Consider the following 19952-nt stretch of genomic DNA (forward strand, 5'->3'; position numbering starts at 1 on the left):
ATTCAGTAAAGAGTTGTTCAATGAGAATCCTATTAATATTTCTGTGTCTTTTAGCCGCCCCCAGTTTTGCAGAAACCAAAGTCATTAAACAAGTGATGGACATGAACTCTGAGAACATAGATAAAATGTATCAGTTCATTCCCGATTACGTTGAAATTCAACCCGGAGATAAGGTTCTATTTAAGGGCACCGTCGGCTCTCACACAGCGCACAGTATCCAAGGTATGCTGCCAGAAGGCGCAAAGCCAATTATGATCTCGGGCTCTAATGCGAAAGAAGTCACCTTCGATAAACCGGGTGTCTATGGCATAAAGTGCAAAGTTCACCACCGACACGGTATGGTCGCTTTGGTGGTTGTGGGCGATCCTAGCGTTAATATCGTTGAAGCTCGGGCGGCGGCTAAAAAACGCGTAAGTCGTCGTTCTCAAGCTAAAATGCAGGGCTTGCTAGACAAAGCCGAAGAAACGCTGAACTAGTTTTACAGCGCATCTCACTCAAGAAAAACAGCGCTTATCGCGCTGTTTTTTCACTCTAGTGACTAAACCGAGTGTTAAGCGACCTTTTCGACGACCATAAAGGTATGGAATTCAGGATATTGGTCAAACTCTACATGTCTTATTTGACAGCCAAGCTCTATGAACAAACTTAAAAATCCGTTCGTTCCTAAAGATGAATAGTACACCTGAGGACCCATGAATGAGTCGGTATGTTCGCCAGATTCAGCAGTGCCACCAAACGAAAATATAAACACCCCGCCCTGATTCAACGCATTAACTATTTTCGTGAGCACCTTGGTTTGCTGCGCTAACGGTATATGCCAAATGCTGTCCCAAGCTGTGATGAAGTCATATTGCTGAACCAACTCATACTCGCATACATCGGCTTCGATAAATTCAACATCAGGATGCCGCTGTTTGGCAATCGCCAACTTCTTACTCGATATGTCCAGCCCGCTTGGCGTAAAACCTTGCTCTGTCAGTAAATCGATAAAACGCCCTGTGCACCCGCATCCGATATCCAACGCCTTGCCGTAATGCTTTACAAACTGGAATGCCGTTTTATGTGCATCAACCCCATTGGTGATATCGAAACTTTCATTGGTCCACAAATGCGTGATCTGATCGTAGGCTTTACCGATATCCGCTGGTTTCATTCTAAAATCCTTTGTTCATTTTGTTATGCTTAGTTTTCGTCGATTTACTTATTTTTATCCAGCGCCTAAACGATGTTCCTCGGAGCAAATGAAAAGCCCGTAAATTGGTGCTTGTATTCCGACTCACCGATTTTCTTAATATTCGCGATACCCATTTTGTAATTATAGTTACCGCTGATTTGATCAACCATTCGGGTGGTGAGCGCATTGGCTGGATTTTTCATGTCCATAAAATTACAAAAGAGTACGCCTTTTTTGGTTGCGATCGCCACTGCTTTGATTTCGGCGTAATCCAATTGAATGTGACCGTTTTTCATCAGAGAAGAGAACTGAAACGCATCGTCATCCACTCCTAGAATGGTATCTTTGAAGTTTGCGACCCTGTCTGAATACAGCAATACTTCATCACCGGCTTCAATACCCCGTTTTTTTGCGTCTTCTGGGTGAATTTCTACCCAGTTATACGGCCAGCGATGCTTTATGTAATCTCTGCGTTCTACATCATCAAAACCTGACTGCCAGATCTCATTAATTCTCCCATTAGAGAACCACAATTCGTCCTTTTTAGGCGTTAACCATGCATGAAAATCACTGAACAGATCCCACGGGTGTTTTTGCAGGTTAACTTTACCGGTTTGGCTATTAAACCGAGTCAGCTGTTTGGTCATGATATTGGCACCTTGCGGGCCGTCTTGTAACCCTTTTTCACCCAGTTCTTGCCAGGTCATTTCGGTATCGTGTAGGCGCTTGGTTCCAACCAACTGTTTGGTTTCATAGTTATAAAACACAGGGCCCTGAATCCCTTCGGTGCCATATTCGGCCAATTTCTGATGCAGTGTTTTGCCTTCTTCATGAGCGGCTACTTTGATCATATTAAAATCTTTTCGGCTACCTCGGCTAAAACGAGACGACTCTTCGGCCACTTCGTTGCTGTTTTGCCAATCAAAGCCATCAAAGCCCATGCGCGTCGCCAATTGTGCAACAATCCACCAGTCTGGCTTTGACTCCCCTGGGGCATCGGAAAATTTCTGATATAAACGCAACCTTCGCTCGCCATTCGCGCGCATGAAATTTTCTTCCCCCCACGTTGCTGCCGGGAAAATGATGTCGGCAAATTGCTTACCGATTGGGTCGCGCAAATAGATATCCTGATTGACCACCACCAGACCACCTGAGTCTGCCCTGCGTTTCAACGTTTCAATGATGTGTTGCTTGTCTTTATGAGTCACTTGATGTGGATTACCGCTAGTCAGCTCGACGAACTTATCTTTTAATCCGTAACTGCCACACATCGATTGTATCCAAGTGGTGCCAATAACGTGCGCCATTCGGGTGTGACCAGAATACAAGTAACGGTCGGTGTCGATCGCCCTGCGTCTTCGGCCCGGCACTTTTTCGGGTGATTTATTTCTTGGTAACTTACCACCAGCAACCCCACCTCGCTGATGACCACCGAATCGGCCAATGACTCTCCCCTCTCGCCCGCCAGTGCCGATGACTGTCGCCAAAGAAGCAATGGCATTGGTATTGCCGGTGTTATTAGACCAATAGAAGCCTTTTTCTATACCGATAGAAGATTTAACCCTTTTACCATGCACCGGCTTTGCAAGCATTTCGGCCGCTTTAACGATTTTGCTTTCCTCTATACCTGCAATGCTCGCGGCATAAGTTGGATCGTATTCTTGTTGCTCAAGTAACCATTTTTTGTAATCTTCAAACCCATCTGTTTGGAATTTTCCCCACGTGGTTCGCCATTGCCATGGCGTATTTCGTGTGCCTTGACCAAAACCGGAATTCGACTCCCATTGACTGTTTACCCAGTTTTCAATCCACTCATTGTCTTGCCAGTTATTTTCTAAGATCACACGAATGATCGCGCCTAGAACGAGATTATCGGTTCCTGGATTAATATCTAAATGGAGCCCGCCTTGCTGCTTTAACCACGCTATACCTGCGGTTTCACGTGGATTAAGAATGACGGTTTTCATGCCATTTTGTACGGCAGGCATGATGTACTGAGTGAAAATAATGGTTTTGGTTTCGTACGGGTCGGTACCGCAAATCATTAGGGTGTCAGCGGCCCCCCAGTCTTCATAGGAAGGAGCAAAGTTGTCAAATCCTGCGTCACGAAAGCCCGGCGTTGCCGTTACATCGGATGGCGTATCATGAAATGAGAAATTGGCGGTGTTCACATGACGCAACGCGTACTTAGTAATCGCGTAGGTATTTTCTATGTACTGATAAGAATAGGTTTTAACGCAATAACTGTTTGCACCATGAGTATCAATCACGTGCCGCCCGACTTGAGCCGCAATATCGAGTGCAAAACCCCAATCGACAGGCTGCAATTCGCCATTAATTCTCACTAGAGGCTGTTTAAGTCGATCTTTGGTTGGCGTTTCTGGGTTATAGACTTTCTTCGCCAATAAGCCACCACGAACAGAGGCGTCTCCCCCTTTGTTGACCACTTTGCTCTCTCTGTCGGCAATGATAACAACGTGGTGAGGCTTACCCTTATGCTGCACGATATTATGTTGCTCTAGTGATACCCAGGCTTGCAAAACGTGGCTAGGGAAATCGATTCCAAATGCATTGTCACTCGCTTTTGGCCCACCGGAAGGCATGCCGACTGGCCAGCGATACACTTTATAGCCACAGGCGACTACGCAATAGTCGCAAGCGGTGGTGATCACTTCGGCATTTTTGGGTGGCACTAATGTGGATTCGGGCATTTTGTTGATGGTCATTTATGCCTCCTGAACGTCAATTAGGTTATCAAGCCGGCCAAATAACAAGCCCATAACCCCGACTGCGTATACGTCATCGCCTTCTACTTCCAGTAACACTTGTGGCAAACTCTCGAATGCCTGCCCGGAAACGATGATGCCGTGTCGGCGTAAATCAAAGGTCGATAAATGGAATGGGCATTGACCCACAACTCGATGCTCATCTACCGCTTTATATGCGCCCGCTAACGGCCCACCTTGATGCGTGCAGGTCATCGAGAACGCCACGATGTCTCTTTGCGCTCCGATACCGCCCCCGCAAGCGACGTCCGTTTTTACCAACATAGCAACAGAATTCGCGCCTTCGTCTGGGTAATGAAAATACTTGGCTTCATGATTAGTCAGTTCACTCAGTTTGGCAATTTTTTGTCTTGGATAACCGACAACTCGCGCTTGTGTACTGGTTTCTTGCTCAGTCCCAGCAAATAAGGTGATCGGCACCATTGAAACCGCAGTAGCCGCAGTGGAATACAACAAAAAATCTCGGCGCGAGATCATGCATCGGTTATGGCCCTTGGCTGAGCTCTTATGCGTTCTAGACATTATTTCTCTGCCTCTATTAATTCTGCTTTACTAAATTTTGGTTGATATTCGGGGAGTTCTGGTTCGTCAATGATGATTTGTTCACCGGAAAACGACTCCACAAAGCTCAACAGGTCTGCTTTTTCTTGTTCGGTTAACCCCAAAGGAAAAATGAGAGCGGACTTGGTTTGTGGGAAACCAGTTGTTCGGCCATCCGATGCCACACCGCCTTGATTGTAAAACTCAATCACCGCTTCCAATGTTGGCAGCGTGCCATTGTGCATATAAGGCGCCGTGTATTTTGTGTAACGTAGGCTTGGCGTTCGGAATTTTCCCAGCATCTCTTTTCGCTTGGCTCGGAAATACGCGCCCGGATCGGCTTTGGTGTTTCTGTACATGGTTTGCGTTACGCCTTTCGCATATAACTCGAAACGGAAAGTGATTTGCGCCAATGCGTCTTCATACCACCAGGGGCTTGGAGGCACGCCAACGTTATGAAACTTCTGATCCGAGGCAAGAGCTCCGTTATGACAAGCGATACAATTGGCTTTACCTTCGAATAAAGTCTTACCTCGCAACTGCGACTCTGAAAGCGCTTGGCTCTCTCCGCGAAGGTAGTTATCTAAAGGGGTATCTTGTTGCACCAAGGTTCGTTCAAACGCTGAAATAGCGCGCCACGCATTGTGAATTTTTGGCGTATCGTCGCCGAAGACTTGCTTGAATCGGGTGACGTATTCAGGCACAAGGGCTAAACGAGCTTCCATGATATCGTCTTCACCATTGCCAGCAACCGCCCCCTTTGCGGCATCTTTTGCCTGCGCTTCTAATGACATCGCACTGCCTGCCCAAAACAATTTATCGTAATAAGCGGCATTAATGATGGTTTGGCTATTACGCCAATGTACGGTGCCCGGGTAGCCCATGGAAAGATCGTCCGGAAATCCCCAGCCTTGGGTTTGTATATGACAACCTGCGCAAGGGCTTGTTGTGTCGCCACTTAAGCGGCCATCAAAAAACAACATTTTTCCTAATTCGATTTTTTCCGGCGTCTGCTTATTGTCTGGCGGAATAGGTACATCACCGAGCGGCGCAAGCTTGGGGGAAGCGATAACCACAAATGAGAGCCAAAATGACACCAAGATTGCGCCTAATTTAATTTTTAGCATCTTGCCAGCCCTCAATGTATTCATAACCAAAATCGTATTTCGTCCATTGATACTGATCGTCTGTTAATGGGTCTCCCGACAGCGATTCTAAAAAGGCGACTAAGTCTGCTTTTTCTTGTTTACTCAACTCTAGGGGCTTTATCTTGGGGTCTTTGTTCGAATCTTTTCCGCCACCTTGATTATAAAACTCAACCACATCATTCAAGGTTGCTAGCATACCGTTATGCATATAAGGCGCGGTGTATTTCAGCTCTCGCAAGGTTGGGGTTATAAAACGCCCTCTATCACTGCCATCGGCTTTATGTGTTTGGACGTGGGCCCCTACGTCTCTTTTCAGCGTGAGATAATCTTGCACCCCCATGAACATGTTAAAGGCCAAAAACGTTTGGTGCCTCATTGGATCTAAGAAGATATCAAGGTTCTCTGGAACGCCCATATTGTGCGCTTGCTCATCGGTAAACAACTCACCGGTATGGCAACGTGAGCATTGCGCTTTACCATTAAATAGACGCTGACCTTGCTTTGCACTGCTGGTCATTTTGTTCAAGTCATAGGCCGTATTCTTAGAGGTAAGTGTTTTCAAATATTCGGGAATAGCTTTACGAACGCCACCATTAGACGGCTCACCAAGCCCCGCTTTTTCAAACATCGCGACATAGATAGGATCTTGCTTTAAGCGCTCTTGCATCAAACGCATGTCCATGTTCATCAGCCAGTCTTCAGTGATGTTCTCTCTGACTACGTCATTTAAGTTTGTGCCGATTCGGCCATCATGGAACCAAATGCTTTTATAAACCGTATTGATAAGGGTTGGCGCATTGCGAAAACCTTCACTGCCGGTATAGGCAGGGCTTAAAGGCTCTGGATAGGCAAAACCATGTTCAGCCATATGGCAGCTAGAGCAAGAAATGGAATCATCGCCTGACAAACGTGTATCGTAAAACAACCTTTTACCTAATTCGGCTTTGGCTGGATTTATTTCAAGTTCGGGGAGCTTTGCCATCACATTGGCAGACATGAACGCCAATATCGCGGTAATGAGGGAAAATCTCAGTGTCATCCACATTTTCCTTTCCGTGGGATTGAATCTTTTCGCGGCGCTACGGGCCACTATTGTTAATATTGTACGTAAATCTAATGGCAAGACTGCGATCATACAAATATAAATGTAAAAAACTATCATTTCTATTTATAATACTGCATTAATGCTCGTTTAGATCAAAGTATCGCTATGTTGCCCAGCTCTCTTTACCGCTATATCACTCCGTTGTTAACCTCTGATGATCCGCAGATCCAATGCCTCGCGATCCAATCGTTGCGATTTTTCAATGACCAAGCGGATGAGGCTGTCGATTTGCTATTGGTCGATAACCTAAACAATGCCAGCGTCGAGGTCGTGCTAAACAGTTTGGAAGCGTTAAAACACCGGCCTGAAACGGGCTTAACGGCTGCCTTAAGTCTGCTCAATCACGATAACGACCTTGATAGTGAAATCAAAATCGCCGCTCTGAAAGTGATAGGCACGCATAGTCAGCACATACCTGAACACTTAACAGCGTTAGACCTCTTGGTTAAGCATGTTTGTGATGAAGATGAAAATTGGGATAGTGACTGGGATGATAGCGTTGATGTGGCTTTGGCTGCAGCAAACATTCTGGATGCGACTTTCAACAGGGCAACGTGAGCGCCTCTGGGCTCGGTTTGACCATGATCCAGAGCCCGATCTTCAAACCCAGTTAATTCGAATTTTGATTGCTACATCCAGTAAAAGAGTCGAAGCACTTGTTTTTGATAACTCGTTAGCACTCAAGCCAAACCGGTTAACCCGAAAGATCCTAAAAAGTAGCCACAACAAAGTACTGCTCTATCAGGTATTAAAATCATCGGCACTCGATCTTCATGAAATAGCACTCACCCGATTAGCCGATTTGAATGCAAAAGAATATTTGCAAGACTTCCTCAGTTTGATCTCTTCTAGCAACGTCCAATTACAAGGTATTGCAGCCGCAACTTTGGTTCGCTGGCAATACCCGGTATCGGCTACGTACATTATTCCTTTATTCACCGCTTCAGGTACCTGTGCCTCGATATCGGGCTTACAAAGCTTGTCGGCTATTGTGAAACCTGACACATTAGACTGGTTAGTCAAACAATGGCAACAGGGCTCATTAAACCACGCTCACATCGGAACATTATTTCATTGTGCCGTACGCTTTAGCTACGACCTAAACAGCTTACTTCCGCAATATTATCAAACGTTTATTGAGTTAAATGCGACACAGAAAATTGATACCTTGGCTGTATTGACCAAACGGAGAGAAATCACCATTAGCGCGGCGTTTATTCGCCAAACGATTGAAAGTAAGCAATGCGACAACGCCGTTAAGTTATTACTGATCCCATACCTTTGGCAACAAAGCACCGATGAACATATCGCTTACGCTAAGCAACTGATGTTTACCAGCACGCCAAAGTTAATTCAGCACTCAAACAAGCTTGTCGACTCAGGTAAAACAACCGCTTTACCGATAACAGCCCCCCAAACCGCGACGCCAATGTCCACTTTAATGTCTTTAAGCGCTCCGTTAATGGAATCTCCCGCTTCAAGTTCTATTACCAACAAGAAGCAACCAGCAAAACGAGCCCGTAAAGTCGCTCGAATTGACCCACTCTCTAACCAAGAGCTCGCCGTTCGATATTGTAATGAGGCGAGTCTGGTGAAAGCATTCCTTCATCAGTATCTCAGTGAGGATTGCACTACCCCATCGACCCTCATCGAAATTGGTCGCGCATGCGTCAATGCGGGTATTGCTTATCAAACGGTAAAGACAGATGAGTTACACCAGCAGATCATCGGCCTCATTTTGTCACCAGAGAACGCGACTTCGCCATATTTAATTCAATGGTTGGGCTGGAGAGAGTTGCAACTTAACCTCGACCACATTGCTATCAATAGCAACAGGCTGACACTGGTTAAGATCGCAGAGATTAGCCATGACATACCTTTACTTACTTCTTGGCTTACTCATCAATACATTGGCGTAAAAAAGGCCGCAGCTAAACGCTTACTGCAAATTAGCGAGCCCTTATCTACGCCGTATCGAACGACCATCACCGCTGCACTTGACGATCCTGAATTGACCTCGCTGTTGCGTAATAGCCACCTTAAAGAAGTGACTAAGGTTTTGATACCGCTGTTTACACACAACCCAAAGAAAGCGCTCCTGTCCTTAAGCTATATCAATGGTGATAGCGCATCATAATTAGTGATAGGTCGCCGTATAACTTAACTATGACTATAGCTGCAAGCGAGTTGTCTTATCGGTTTGCTTCATAAAACCAAAAGGCGATAGATTAAACTATCGCCTCATTCAAGAAAGTTCTAAAGTACGGCTAATCAATATTTCTTTAAAATATCAATGATTTGCTCCGTACTGTTTGCCGTGATAATCGCATCAATATCGTCATCATTTTGGAACAATTCAGATAACGCCATAATTGTATTGATGTGACTATCTGAGTCCATCGCTGCGAGCGTAATTGAAAGGTAAACATCACCATTATCCTGAGACTCTAAATCAACGCCTTCTTTAAATACCGTCACTTGTAGAGCAGCTTCATTAACACCATCTTCAGGTCGAGCATGAGGCATAGCGATCTTGGGAGCCAAAACATAATATGCACCAATTTCATTATGTTTTGCCTTAATCGCTTCGACATAACTAGATTTAATCTTATTGTTAGCTAGCAGTCTTGCGCATGTCACATCTAATGCTGCATCAACGGTCAAATTCTTTTCAGTGTTGATTACGATGCCGTCGTTGCCAATTAAATCAAATAAACTCATGAAACAATCCACCCTAGAACTAACCCTACAACGCCGAAATCAAAGTCTGCGAAAGTAGTAGCTTCAAGCCCTAAGCCACCTAGTACAGGAAGTAGCAGCATTGGCAAAAATGAAATGCATAGACCTTGCGTAAATGAGCCTAAAACTGCACCACGTAAACCACCTGTTGCGTTACCATAAACACCAGCGGCACCGCCAACGAAGAAATGAGGCACAACGCCCGCAACTATAATTGTCCAACCAAGGGCACCTTGCACCGCCATTGCTAGAAGACCTGCTGAAAATGAGCATAAGAAACCAATTAATACCGCATTTGGAGCGACAGGGAACACCATAGGACAATCAAGTGCAGGTTTTGCACCTGGTACCAATTTATCGGAAATCCCTTTAAAAGCAGGAACAATTTCAGCAATCAACATTTTTACACCCTGCAGTACGATGTAAACACCACCAGCAAAGATAAGTGACTGCATAAATGTAAATACGACCCAGTTTTGACCACTTGAGATGGTTTCTACAAACTCGCCTCCAGCAATAACCGACGCAAGCATGAAGAAAACCGACATCGTTGTTGCAACTGCAACTGGAGTATCTCGCAAGAACATCAAACTCTTAGGAACTTGAATATCTTCCGTTGTTTTCGAAGTATCGCCGAATTTACTACCAATGAATCCGGAGACAATGTAAGAAAGTGTTGAAAAGTGACCAATGGCAAGTTGGTCTGTACCCATAACCTTCTCGGTATATTTTTGACCAAGAGCTGGCATTACAACCATTAATGTACCAACAATGATTGAACCAATGGCAACAAGAACAGTACCAGTGATGCCCGCTGTCGATAAAATTACCGCGACAAGCATTGACATAAACATGGTGTGGTGGCCCGTCAAGAAAATGTACTTTAAAGGTGTTAATCGAGCCCAGATAATATTCACGATGAAGGCAAAAAACATGATTAATGCCATTTCATAACCAAAAGCTTCTTGAGCTAATGCTACGATCGCTTCATTATTTGGAATAACGCCACTTACACCAAAGGCTTCAGAAAAGACCACAGAGAAGTTATTTAGAGCACCGACTAACGCACCTGCTCCAAATCCCAGAATTAAAAAACCCATTACGGTTTTAATTGTGCCTTTCAGTATTGTAGATATATCTGCTTTTTGAGCAATGAGCCCAACAAAAGCAATTAAACCAACCATAATTGCAGGTTCTTTTAATAAACCAAGCATAAATTCGAAAAAGTCTTTCATAATTACACCTCTACTTGAATGAATTTAACTGTTCTTCAATCGATGCCTTATCAAATATATTCTTAAGGCTAATTACATTCTCTTTTCCTGACTCTTTTAGTTGATTAGCTATATCTGTTGCTGCGACCCAAATATCAGCATTACTCGATGCCGCTGACGATAGATCTTCATGATCAATCTCAGCTTCAAAACCAATTTTTTTAGCTACTTCTTTTACTGCCATTTCCATCATCAGGGAAGTGCCAAGACCATTACCGCAAACTACAAGAATCTTTTTCATAATATTTGTCTCGATTGGATTTAATATTGGAGAATTTCTATTCTCTTAATGTGTTTGAGCATAGTAATGGAAACGCCTTCCCTCAAAAACGATCTGAATCACAAACTCAAAATGAGATTGCGATCGTGATCACATTAAATTGCAGTTTAATCTCGAAATGAGAGATCGATCAAATCTAGTTTCTTGTATGAATATGCAACATTTTCACTAGAAGACGTAATAGATAGTTGAAATTTTAATTCTTAATATTGGAGGTAATCAGAATCGCTAATAAAAGAAGGTAATTACTATTTTCCATAGTCAGTAAGCATTTTTTTAAGCATGCTATTAACATCTTTAGTTTTTTTATTTCGCTTAGTTAACTGACTTAGAGAGGTGGGTAATACAGAGTCTGTTGACTCACTATCGTCATCATCGATTTTGTCTTTCATTTTTTGAACTGCTGGCAGTAACATGCGGATTTCTACATTTTCGCTATTAACAAGTACTACAATATTTTCAGACTCCACTTGAGTAATAGTTAACAAACCATGCTTTACCGATTCAACCTGCTCACCAACCATAATAGAATCTGGTGCAACGGTGCGATCTGTTAGTTGCCCTACACGCAATTTTGAAGCACTGATTGCACGTATATTTCCAGTATTCTCAAAGGCAACAATGACGGTATGTGTATTGTAATACTCAACTACAGTCACATAGCCATGCCTATTTGTTTTGAATTGAGCTCCTATTTTCATATCATGCGGAGCGTCCATTTTCTTCACTTACTTCCTCTCTTGCTTTCAATAGATGTTGTACCAGATTAGTTTAAATACTATTTAATCTGTTAGACCTATCCAAATTATATACCCATCCTCTCATAAGGTGAATCCTAGAAGTGTAATGAAGTGATTAAAAGCAAATGCAATGAAAGAAACAGGCAGCTCAAGAAAGGGAAGGAGAACCCACGAGATCGTTATGCAAAAGCCAGAAGCTAGTACCTATAATCATGGGTTCTCTTAAGCGTCGATCATCCTTGTTGAATGATCCTATTGCGAGAAAAACTGAACCACTCAACTGAAAATGCTCGTGCACCCAGTTGATGCAGCGGCTCTATCCATCACGGAAGCAATACGGTGGCAATTAAAGAGGCAACAATTGAAGGACAGGCACCTCTATCCAGACTCCCTTTAGAATGACAAGTTCATAGTCTTATCGGTAAACTGAATCATCTCAATGTTAGACAAGGTATTTTGGCCGTCTCGTTAGCTGACCATGTCCGTAAGCATCGTAGTATTGTTATCCAACGTTTTGATTTGATACTCAGCTTCCTTACCGTGAACAATCACGGTGTTAACACCTGCGTTGCCTGTCACAATATTATCGAAACCATTAAGCTCAACATTACTGTTATTAGAACCAGAAAGGGTTACCTGAGCCAAATACTGAGCATGGTGGCTGTAGGACGTTTTAGGGTCGAACGTTAACTTGAACGTCCCTTCAAATGTATCGGCGATATACGCATTATAAGTCAGCACCGGAGAAAAGCTTTGTTCAACAAGCTGCTGCGCATCCGCATCATATGTAACAAAATCAGCACGATTTTTAACCTGGTACAACCCCCACATGCCATTGCCATCAAAAGCGCCCCAAAGCCCATAATAACTGTCGATGACCGTAGCAAAGTACTCTTGGTCGACACTGATTTCCTGCTGCCACTCTTGCAGTATTTCCGCAGGTGGCATGTAGGCACGACCAAGCGCTTGTTGCTGGATCGTATTCAATTCTTGTTGGAACTTCGGCAATGCCGTTTCACCCGCGTTAGGCGCATTAAGTACCCCGATACCGTAGTCGTGTACTAAGTGTAGGATTTCTTCATACGACGCATCCCGATGATTTTCATAATCTTGCTTAACATACCAAGCCCCACCCTCAACTTGGATCTCTTGTTCAAACAAAGGTTGGCCGTCAAGATCGTCGTTGTACTTCGGAGCATCGTAATAGTTCATGAGCTTTAAGATCGCCCCGTTATTCGCCATTGCATTCGCAACCTGACGCTTTTGCTCGGCCGTGCCATATTTGGCCCCTGCTACTGGCGTTAAGTAGTGATTCAGCACATTCACCGCTTTTACAATTTGAAAGTCTGATAGCCTGTCCATGATCAAAATATGAATCGCTTTGCCATTTGGAGCCTTCACCGCCACATAACGGTTGTATCCCGCTTTGGCATAGGCCGAGAACTGTGCTGGAACCGCATCTATTTGAATCCCATGGACGACCGATGGCAACACCAAAGAAGCGTCTGTTGATGCATTTTCAGTTGTGCTATTACAGCCCGAGATAAGAACACTTGATAGTAATAAAGATAACGGCAATTTTTGCATGATTTACTCTCTCATTTTCGTCGTGCCACCAACTTACCTTAGCAGCGACGAAAACAAGTGGAGCAAAGTGGTAATTGGACATTTTGGTACATGTGCTTACAGAGAAAGACAGATCGTAGACAGGGCTAAGTTTTGACATACTCACGAGTGACTAATTGTTCATTTCGGTTTTAATTTTTAGCATTCTCTTTCTGAGCTCATTCTTAAGAATATTGGCGGAATAAGGCGTCATGGCCTTCCATTGTTGACACTCCTTTCTGGTTCTTCCGCAGCCCAAACACCAACCCTTAGCGTTTGAGAAATCACATAAATCGATACAAGGGCTTTTATTCTTTTTCATTGTTAGCGTCTCACCTTAACGTGCTCGTTGCCGAACGAGCACGTAGTAAAAGATTTAGTCATACTCGTTCACGCTACTTGCGCCAAACAAGATAGAGAACAAACAAACCACCGAGCGCCGCCGTAACGATACCGACAGGTAATTCTTGTGGGGCCAAAATCGTTCGGCTTACCAGATCACCCAGCAACAAAGTAACCGCGCCCCACAGTGCGATTAACGGAAGCGCGCGCTTATGGATAACACCTGAAAAAGGACGAACGAGGTGTGGCACCATGAGCCCAATAAAGCCGACAACACCGGTGAGTGACACAATGGCCGCAGTACAAAAAGCACAGCAGAGAAAAATCTCACTTTGCAACCGATGAACATTAATCCCCAATGAACGTGTGGTTTGCTCACTGACTAATAACGTATCGAGTTCACGATAACGCTTGGCGATCAATACAACAAGGCAAAGCACACCCGCTGCTGCAAATATCAAGTTGTCCCAGCGAGCGAGCCCTAAGCCTCCCATCGTCCAGAACAAGATAGAACTTGCCGCACGCTGATCTCCTGAATAAATGAGAAAACTGGTAATAGCACCAAACAAAAACGAGATGGCTAAACCACATAATATAAGGTTGTTGTTGCCTTGCTTTTTTTGTATTGAAAAAAGAACCAGTACTGCGGTGGCTGACACGATTCCGCCCGTAAATGCCGCAATTGGAAGTGACCATACGCCGAGGGCATCCCCGAGTTGAGTGATGATCAACACCGCACCAGCGGAAGCTCCGGAGGACAAGCCAAACAGAAATGGATCGGCCAAGTCATTTCTGGTCGAGGTTTGCAGTAGCGCCCCAACCATAGCAAGCCCTGAACCTGCAATAACGGCCAGCAGTGCTCTGGGCAACCTAAAATCAATCAGTATTCGGCTGGTCATGCTCACCTCATCATCATTGAAAGAACGTAACCCTGTTAACACCTCTTTCAAAGACAAAGGGACAGACCCGAATTGTAAACTCAGAATAAATGCGAGCAGCATGGCAGCAATTCCAACTAACCAGGCCACTCGATATTTGTTAAGTATCATTAAACGCTCAACTATCTTGTTTCTTATTGAGCTACGAACGCATTTGCGAGCTTCTCGATAGCTCCTATATTGGCCGGCCCTGGCGTTAGTTGCTCATAGCGTAGCTTGACATAACGACCAGTTCTTACCGCATTGGTATGCTTCATTAAAGGGTGCTGCTCAAGAAAACGTTGTAATGAATCTGCACCACTGGCTGTTTGATAGTCGAGTAGGATAATGACGTCTGGGTTTTCACGTGCGACGTTTTCCCATGATGTCCTGCCCCAACTGGTTTCCATATTGCTGGTGATACTGCGCCCACCCGCGGCTTCTATCATGGCATTTGGCATCGCATATTTTCCGGCTGTAAAGGGTTTGTCTTCTCCTGAATCAAACAGAAAAACTTTTGGCGTGGTATTCGTACTGCCTGCTTTATTTTGTCGCTCTGTTACTTTTTTCAGCCTCGCTTTCCAAGCTTTTACTAAGGTTTCGGCTTCTGACTGTTTATCAAAGATAACCCCTAGTTTTTTCATGTCATCGTAAAGCAATGCCATGCTCGCACCATTACTCGTTTTTTGAGCATGAATGCAACTTTCTGACAGCACTAACGTATTGATGCCGTATGGCTTGAGTGTTTGTGGCGTAACGTCACCGCCGACTTTCATTCCATAGTTCCAGCCAGCGAAAAAGAAGTCTGCCTCTGCTGCAATGAGCCTTTCCAACGATGGGTATTTTGGTGCCAGCTCGGGGATCTCCCCTAACCTGTCATTAAATGATGATGACATTTTATACCAGCCCGTAATACCGGTGACGCCGACCATGCTTTCTTGAAGGCCAAGCGCAAACGCCATCTCACTCATATTAATGTCGTGCACCACGGCCCGTTCAGGACGTTTTTCGATGGTCAATGGGGTACCACAGTTATCAACGGTTACTGGGTATTGGGTGTGAGTTTCGCTCGCGTTAGCAACTGAAACTGAAATGGGTAAAACAAACAACAGAGTGGGAATTAAAGACCACTTCATTAGGCGGCTCCTATTAAAGATAAATGGTGATGAGGTGATGCAGCTTCAAAATGATGAATCGTGCTATGCATGTGTGGGTGGCTAAAGGGAATAACCCGAAGCCCAAAAACAGGGGTAATGAAATCGTCTCGCATAAGCGTATCTGGCGGGGCAAAGGCCACCATCTTTTGCTCCGACATTAAGAGAATATTGTCTGCGAAAGGCGTGACTAGCGGTAAATCATGCAGCACAACAACAGAGGCAATCCCTCGATGTTTGATGAGCTTGAGCAGATCGAGGCGAGCAAGCGGGTCGAGATGATTGGTTGGCTCATCTAACAGAAGAAGCCTGGGCTCTTGAGCAAAGGCACGCGCAATACTCGCACGTTGCTGCTCTCCGCCAGAGAGCTCACCAAAGTGTCGATGACGTTTGTGCGAAAGACCGACATCTTCAATGGCTTGTTTAACTGCCCTATCGTGCTCTTTCTTGCTGCAGCAAAACGTGTGTGGAACTCGGCCTAGATAAACATACTCGCTAACACTCAAACGCGGATCGACGTGTTCATGCTGTGCAACAACCGCGACTCTTTTCGCCATTTCCTGCCTTGGCAGATGCTCTACTCGGCTACCAAACATCTTAAGCTCGCCAGATACCACGCGATACTCGCCCGTGATCACTTTTAGCAAACTCGATTTTCCGCTGCCATTAGGGCCGATAATGGCAACACATTCGCCTTCACAGACATCAAACGTCACGTCTGACACAGCCCGCCAATGAGCAGGGCCATCAGCACATAGACTTTGAACGGACAATATAGGCTTATTTAACTTTTCCATAAGAGAGCCAAAACATGATTTATCAATTGATATGTTATAACATAACAATTAATAATGTTTATTGTCAATTATAGAACTGGATAACGTAAGACGATGTGATTGGTGGCTAAGCGCTAACTAAGCGATCCCTGTGAACCCACACCAAGTTAGTCACCGGCAAGATAGTCGCTAACTCATTCTTAACTTAGCTCACTAACAACGAATCTCGATGGTCACGAAAGTGCGTCATTAACAGCGCAAATACCCGCCCCGGCATTACATTTTTCCAACTCCTTACTTACGTTTATTTCACTCTAAATTTACCTGAGGCCAGCCACAATACTTGTGACATTCACAAGGAGAACTGGAAATGAAGATCCACGTATTATTGCCACTGAGCATGCTATTAAGCTCAAATGCTTTTGCCGAATTAGATAAAGAAGGATTGGGCGGTGAGATTAGTTTATTAGCAGGATTTAGTAATGAAACAAGTAATTCTGATGATACAAAAACAGGCAACTTAAATAGTGGCGGTGAGACAAAATCGAGCGCCATGTTCGTGCCAATTGGACAGCTACGTTATACCTTTGGTCAAGATAATGACAAACAAGTTTTCTTGGGGAGCTCCAGAGGAGACATTATTGAGGGACTTTTTGCTTTGGAGTTAGGCTACTCGTTTGAGTACGGCAATGATTCAATCATGTCTTTGTCTTATCTTCCGACCATTGCTGCCGGAGATGTATGGGAAGATCCATTTATTTCAAACACCAAAAGGAAGAAAACAAAGATCTCGGGTGATACCTTTAGGGTACAGGTCGACAACTTCTTAGATATTGGGCTGTCTGGTGATTTTGCTTTTTACAAGCAGAAGATTGAAAACGAACAATCGGGGAAACACCTAAGTGCTAACCCCTCAGTATTACAGCGAGATGCAAAAGGCTATTACGCAAGTTTTTCAATGGGATTACCCATTAGTGATACCTCCTTTCTAGAGCCTTCTTTCTCATATCAAAGACACCTTGCCGATGGAAATGCCGTCTCTTTTTCTAAATATAGCGCTTCTTTAACCTACCTAATGATGGTCGATGACCATGCATTTTCACTCAACGGAGACTACAGTTACAGCTCCTATGATGCAAAAAATCCGGTGTTTAATACTATTCGAGTGGACCACGGATACAGTTTGAACTTAGGGTATGAATATCAAGATTTTATGGGATGGGATGATTGGGGGTTAAATGCGCTAGCGGGTTACTCTAATTCTAATTCAAACATCGCTTTCTATGAGACCAAAGGTTACTTCCTTGGTGTCGGTATGAGCTACCATTTTTAAAAACCAAAAGGGTTGGTCGAATTGACCAACCCTTTATCAACTAGGGCTTTAAAGCCGTTAAGCTATTCTCTGGCAAATGCAGCTTAGCAATAAACCCGTCATCTATTTCCATGATTTCTAGATTCCAATTGAGCTTCTTACATATTTTCTCGGTTAGATCATGACCAAGCCCGAAACTGTCCTTAAACTGTGCATCCAATTCTTGAGTATTCACATTCTTTATCTCAATAACGCTAAACTCAAAGTTAATCGTTATTTGCCCACTATGAGTATATTGAAATGCATTACGAATGAGATTTCCAACAACGATTCTAAATGGTGTTTCAGGCAACTGTAATGTTGGTGCGTGAGAGTAATTGATTGATACACTCACGTCTTCACCTTGAATAAGATATTGTAATTCATCAATTATATTATCAAGCATCACGACCAAAGAGACTTTACATTGATTAGGCGGCGTTTCACTTTTTCTTACTAGCCATAACATGGTTTCAGTAATTTGTTGCATGTTAGTGCTTGCTCGGTCAATTCTCCCCATAGGTCCGAGAGAATTTTCTGGTAGAGTAATACGCTCTAAAATCTCCATGTTCGCTCGAATAATCGCTATGGGTGTTCTTAATTCATGACTGGCATGAGAAAGAAAGCGCTGTTCTCTTTCAATTAGTTTTGCATTTTTCTTCAACGCATTTTCTAAGCAAAGAGCAATGTAATTGTATTCGTCAAATTTAAAATCAGGAGCAGGGCTTGATACGACATCCTCAGACACTTGCTCACTCCACAATGCAAGTAACTTCGTTTTTTTCCAACTCTATAGCTGTAATACCAAAGCGCAGCAAATACGAAAAATATGTAAATGCCAGCAATATGTAGCATCAACTTGAAGCGGTCATGAAACCATACGTCGACTTTGTCACTGAGCGACCCAAGATCATATTTTATTGAACCGTAGACACTCTTCCCGTCTTTCTGGCGAAAGTGATAGACGCCGATAACAGCTTCGTGTTCTAAGTCACTTGTCACCGTTTCGTCAACAAATACCGTTCGGAATTCTCCCTCAGCAATGCCTATTCCTTCGAGAACATTCTGGCCATCGATAAGGACTTCGGCAGGCTCGTCATATCGGAAAGACATAATATAAGAACTAGGGAGTTCGGTTTGTGGGTTTAATTTCAACTCTTCTTGATAGCCTTGCCATTCCGCAAGTAAGTGCATTTTTACTGAGTCTTCTAAACCGTATTCAAAGTATCTCTGTAGTAATTCACCAAATAGTACAATGGTGATGAGCGATATACCCATAAAGAAGGAGGTGAGGTGGTTTTTTAGCGGAGAACTATTTTTAGTCTTCATATTTCACCTTTAATTCTTACGCCTCGTCCAACAACTGTTTCAATCAATTTAATATCGCAGTCCTTATCAATCTTTTGTCGTAATTGATACAACTGCACCTTCAGGTTATTACTTTCAGGTAAATCATTAGGCCACAAGCATTCTTCAATTTCTTGTCGATTGACTACTTCCGGGCTGCGACGCATAAGTAGCTCCAACAGCTTCATGTTTAAGCGATTTAAGTCCAGAACTTGACCCGCTCGCGTTACCTGCTGAAGCTGCAGGTCATAAACTAGATTACCCACCTCTAACTTCCTATGTTGGCTTCTTCGTCGCTTAGAAAGGGCTTTAATACGCAGTGCCAGTTCTTTCATCGCAAAAGGTTTAACCAGATAATCATCTGTGCCAGCATTAAACCCTGCCTCTTTATCGTTGAGTGTATCTTTGGCGGTCAACATCAATATTGGTGTGTCAGAACCGTCAGCCCTAAGTCTCTCACATACGGTAAAGCCATCTATTTTTGGGAGCATTAAGTCTAATAAAATGACATCGTATTTATTTTGGCTTGCGAGGGTAAAGCCACTTAAGCCGTTATAGGCATGATCACATTGAATATCTTCAAATCTAAGGTATTCAGCAACCGATGCCGCGAGATCTTTGTCGTCCTCGACCAGTAAAACGCTAACAGACAAATTTGAGATCATGACTCATTA

The 19952-nt window shown here is 43.8% G+C and carries 20 protein-coding genes and 2 pseudogenes; 4 read left to right on the top strand and 18 right to left on the bottom strand.

Going from position 1 to position 19952, the window contains the following annotated elements; all coding sequences use genetic code 11:
- Positions 1-20: 20 nt before the first annotated feature.
- The gene (locus VTAP4600_RS04410; RefSeq protein ID WP_102521678.1) at positions 21-476 is read left to right on the top strand and encodes a plastocyanin/azurin family copper-binding protein; all 456 of its coding nucleotides are present in this window, start codon (positions 21-23) and stop codon (positions 474-476) included.
- Between the two features lie 74 nt (positions 477-550).
- Here VTAP4600_RS04410 and VTAP4600_RS04415 read toward each other — a convergent pair whose 3' ends face one another.
- The 5 genes from VTAP4600_RS04415 to VTAP4600_RS04435 all read right to left on the bottom strand — a co-directional run bounded on the left by VTAP4600_RS04415 (position 551) and on the right by VTAP4600_RS04435 (position 6687).
- On the bottom strand, positions 551-1153 hold the full coding sequence (locus VTAP4600_RS04415; protein ID WP_102521679.1) for a class I SAM-dependent methyltransferase: 603 nt from the start codon (positions 1151-1153) through the stop codon (positions 551-553).
- A gap of 65 nt (positions 1154-1218) precedes the next feature.
- Complete coding sequence (locus VTAP4600_RS04420; protein ID WP_102521680.1) at positions 1219-3900, bottom strand: arsenate reductase (azurin) large subunit; 2682 nt, start codon at positions 3898-3900, stop codon at positions 1219-1221.
- Positions 3901-4482 carry an arsenate reductase (azurin) small subunit gene (locus tag VTAP4600_RS04425; RefSeq protein ID WP_415239676.1) on the bottom strand — a complete coding sequence of 194 codons (582 nt, stop codon included), beginning with the start codon at positions 4480-4482 and terminating at the stop codon, positions 3901-3903.
- Positions 4482-5627, bottom strand: a complete 1146-nt coding sequence (locus VTAP4600_RS04430) for a cytochrome-c peroxidase (RefSeq protein ID WP_102521682.1) — start codon at positions 5625-5627, stop codon at positions 4482-4484. Before VTAP4600_RS04430 ends, VTAP4600_RS04425 begins: the two co-directional genes overlap by 1 nt.
- Entirely contained in the window at positions 5614-6687 is a 1074-nt protein-coding gene (locus VTAP4600_RS04435) for a cytochrome-c peroxidase (protein WP_197708656.1), read from the bottom strand. The genes VTAP4600_RS04430 and VTAP4600_RS04435 overlap by 14 nt, the downstream gene beginning before the upstream one ends.
- A 171-nt stretch (positions 6688-6858) precedes the next feature.
- Between VTAP4600_RS04435 and VTAP4600_RS04440 the strand changes: the two genes are divergently transcribed.
- Together VTAP4600_RS04440 and VTAP4600_RS04445 are read left to right on the top strand one after the other, a co-directional pair.
- Positions 6859-7311, top strand: coding sequence for a hypothetical protein (locus tag VTAP4600_RS04440; protein ID WP_102521683.1), 453 nt, complete (start codon positions 6859-6861; stop codon positions 7309-7311).
- A complete protein-coding gene (locus tag VTAP4600_RS04445) occupies positions 7256-8890 on the top strand; it encodes a hypothetical protein (RefSeq protein WP_145958552.1) in 1635 nt (544 codons plus the stop codon). The genes VTAP4600_RS04440 and VTAP4600_RS04445 overlap by 56 nt, the downstream gene beginning before the upstream one ends.
- A gap of 134 nt (positions 8891-9024) precedes the next feature.
- Here the strand turns inward: VTAP4600_RS04445 and VTAP4600_RS04450 are convergent, their stop codons facing one another.
- The 10 genes and pseudogenes from VTAP4600_RS04450 to VTAP4600_RS04495 form a co-directional block, all read right to left on the bottom strand.
- Positions 9025-9474 (bottom strand): PTS sugar transporter subunit IIA, encoded by a 450-nt coding sequence (locus VTAP4600_RS04450; RefSeq protein ID WP_172443067.1) that lies wholly within the window; start codon positions 9472-9474, stop codon positions 9025-9027.
- A complete protein-coding gene (locus tag VTAP4600_RS04455) occupies positions 9471-10727 on the bottom strand; it encodes a PTS ascorbate transporter subunit IIC (protein ID WP_102521686.1) in 1257 nt (418 codons plus the stop codon). The genes VTAP4600_RS04450 and VTAP4600_RS04455 overlap by 4 nt, the downstream gene beginning before the upstream one ends.
- A gap of 10 nt (positions 10728-10737) precedes the next feature.
- Positions 10738-11007: a PTS sugar transporter subunit IIB gene (locus tag VTAP4600_RS04460; protein WP_102521687.1), complete on the bottom strand. Its 270-nt coding sequence runs from the start codon at positions 11005-11007 to the stop codon at positions 10738-10740.
- Between the two features lie 287 nt (positions 11008-11294).
- Positions 11295-11765 (bottom strand): hypothetical protein, encoded by a 471-nt coding sequence (locus VTAP4600_RS04465; protein WP_102521688.1) that lies wholly within the window; start codon positions 11763-11765, stop codon positions 11295-11297.
- A 178-nt stretch (positions 11766-11943) separates the two neighbouring features.
- A pseudogene (locus tag VTAP4600_RS04470) lies at positions 11944-12116 on the bottom strand (YgjV family protein); the annotation flags it as partial.
- A gap of 63 nt (positions 12117-12179) precedes the next feature.
- Positions 12180-13373: pseudogene (locus tag VTAP4600_RS04475) on the bottom strand (hypothetical protein).
- A 151-nt stretch (positions 13374-13524) separates the two neighbouring features.
- Positions 13525-13713, bottom strand: a complete 189-nt coding sequence (locus VTAP4600_RS04480) for a DUF1289 domain-containing protein (protein ID WP_102521690.1) — start codon at positions 13711-13713, stop codon at positions 13525-13527.
- A 73-nt stretch (positions 13714-13786) separates the two neighbouring features.
- Positions 13787-14734, bottom strand: coding sequence for a FecCD family ABC transporter permease (locus VTAP4600_RS04485; RefSeq protein WP_102523908.1), 948 nt, complete (start codon positions 14732-14734; stop codon positions 13787-13789).
- Positions 14735-14805: 71 nt separating this feature from the next.
- Complete coding sequence (locus VTAP4600_RS04490) at positions 14806-15786, bottom strand: ABC transporter substrate-binding protein (RefSeq protein WP_102521691.1); 981 nt, start codon at positions 15784-15786, stop codon at positions 14806-14808.
- Positions 15786-16601, bottom strand: coding sequence for an ABC transporter ATP-binding protein (locus tag VTAP4600_RS04495; protein WP_172443068.1), 816 nt, complete (start codon positions 16599-16601; stop codon positions 15786-15788). Before VTAP4600_RS04495 ends, VTAP4600_RS04490 begins: the two co-directional genes overlap by 1 nt.
- A 349-nt stretch (positions 16602-16950) precedes the next feature.
- Here VTAP4600_RS04495 and VTAP4600_RS04500 point away from each other — a divergent pair, with 349 nt between their 5' ends.
- A complete protein-coding gene (locus VTAP4600_RS04500; RefSeq protein WP_102521692.1) occupies positions 16951-17913 on the top strand; it encodes a DUF2860 domain-containing protein in 963 nt (320 codons plus the stop codon).
- 40 nt (positions 17914-17953) lie between these two features.
- Here VTAP4600_RS04500 and VTAP4600_RS26140 read toward each other — a convergent pair whose 3' ends face one another.
- Genes VTAP4600_RS26140 through VTAP4600_RS04510 form a run of 3 tightly spaced genes read right to left on the bottom strand, consistent with a single transcriptional unit; the run spans position 17954 to position 19943 of the window.
- Positions 17954-18679: a sensor histidine kinase gene (locus tag VTAP4600_RS26140; protein WP_231897868.1), complete on the bottom strand. Its 726-nt coding sequence runs from the start codon at positions 18677-18679 to the stop codon at positions 17954-17956.
- Positions 18604-19260 (bottom strand): hypothetical protein, encoded by a 657-nt coding sequence (locus VTAP4600_RS26145; RefSeq protein WP_231897869.1) that lies wholly within the window; start codon positions 19258-19260, stop codon positions 18604-18606. Before VTAP4600_RS26145 ends, VTAP4600_RS26140 begins: the two co-directional genes overlap by 76 nt.
- Positions 19257-19943, bottom strand: coding sequence for a response regulator transcription factor (locus tag VTAP4600_RS04510; protein ID WP_102521693.1), 687 nt, complete (start codon positions 19941-19943; stop codon positions 19257-19259). Before VTAP4600_RS04510 ends, VTAP4600_RS26145 begins: the two co-directional genes overlap by 4 nt.
- Between the last annotated feature and the right edge of the window lie 9 nt (positions 19944-19952).

The sequence above is a fragment of the Vibrio tapetis subsp. tapetis genome (assembly GCF_900233005.1).
Lineage (GTDB): Bacteria > Pseudomonadota > Gammaproteobacteria > Enterobacterales > Vibrionaceae > Vibrio > Vibrio tapetis.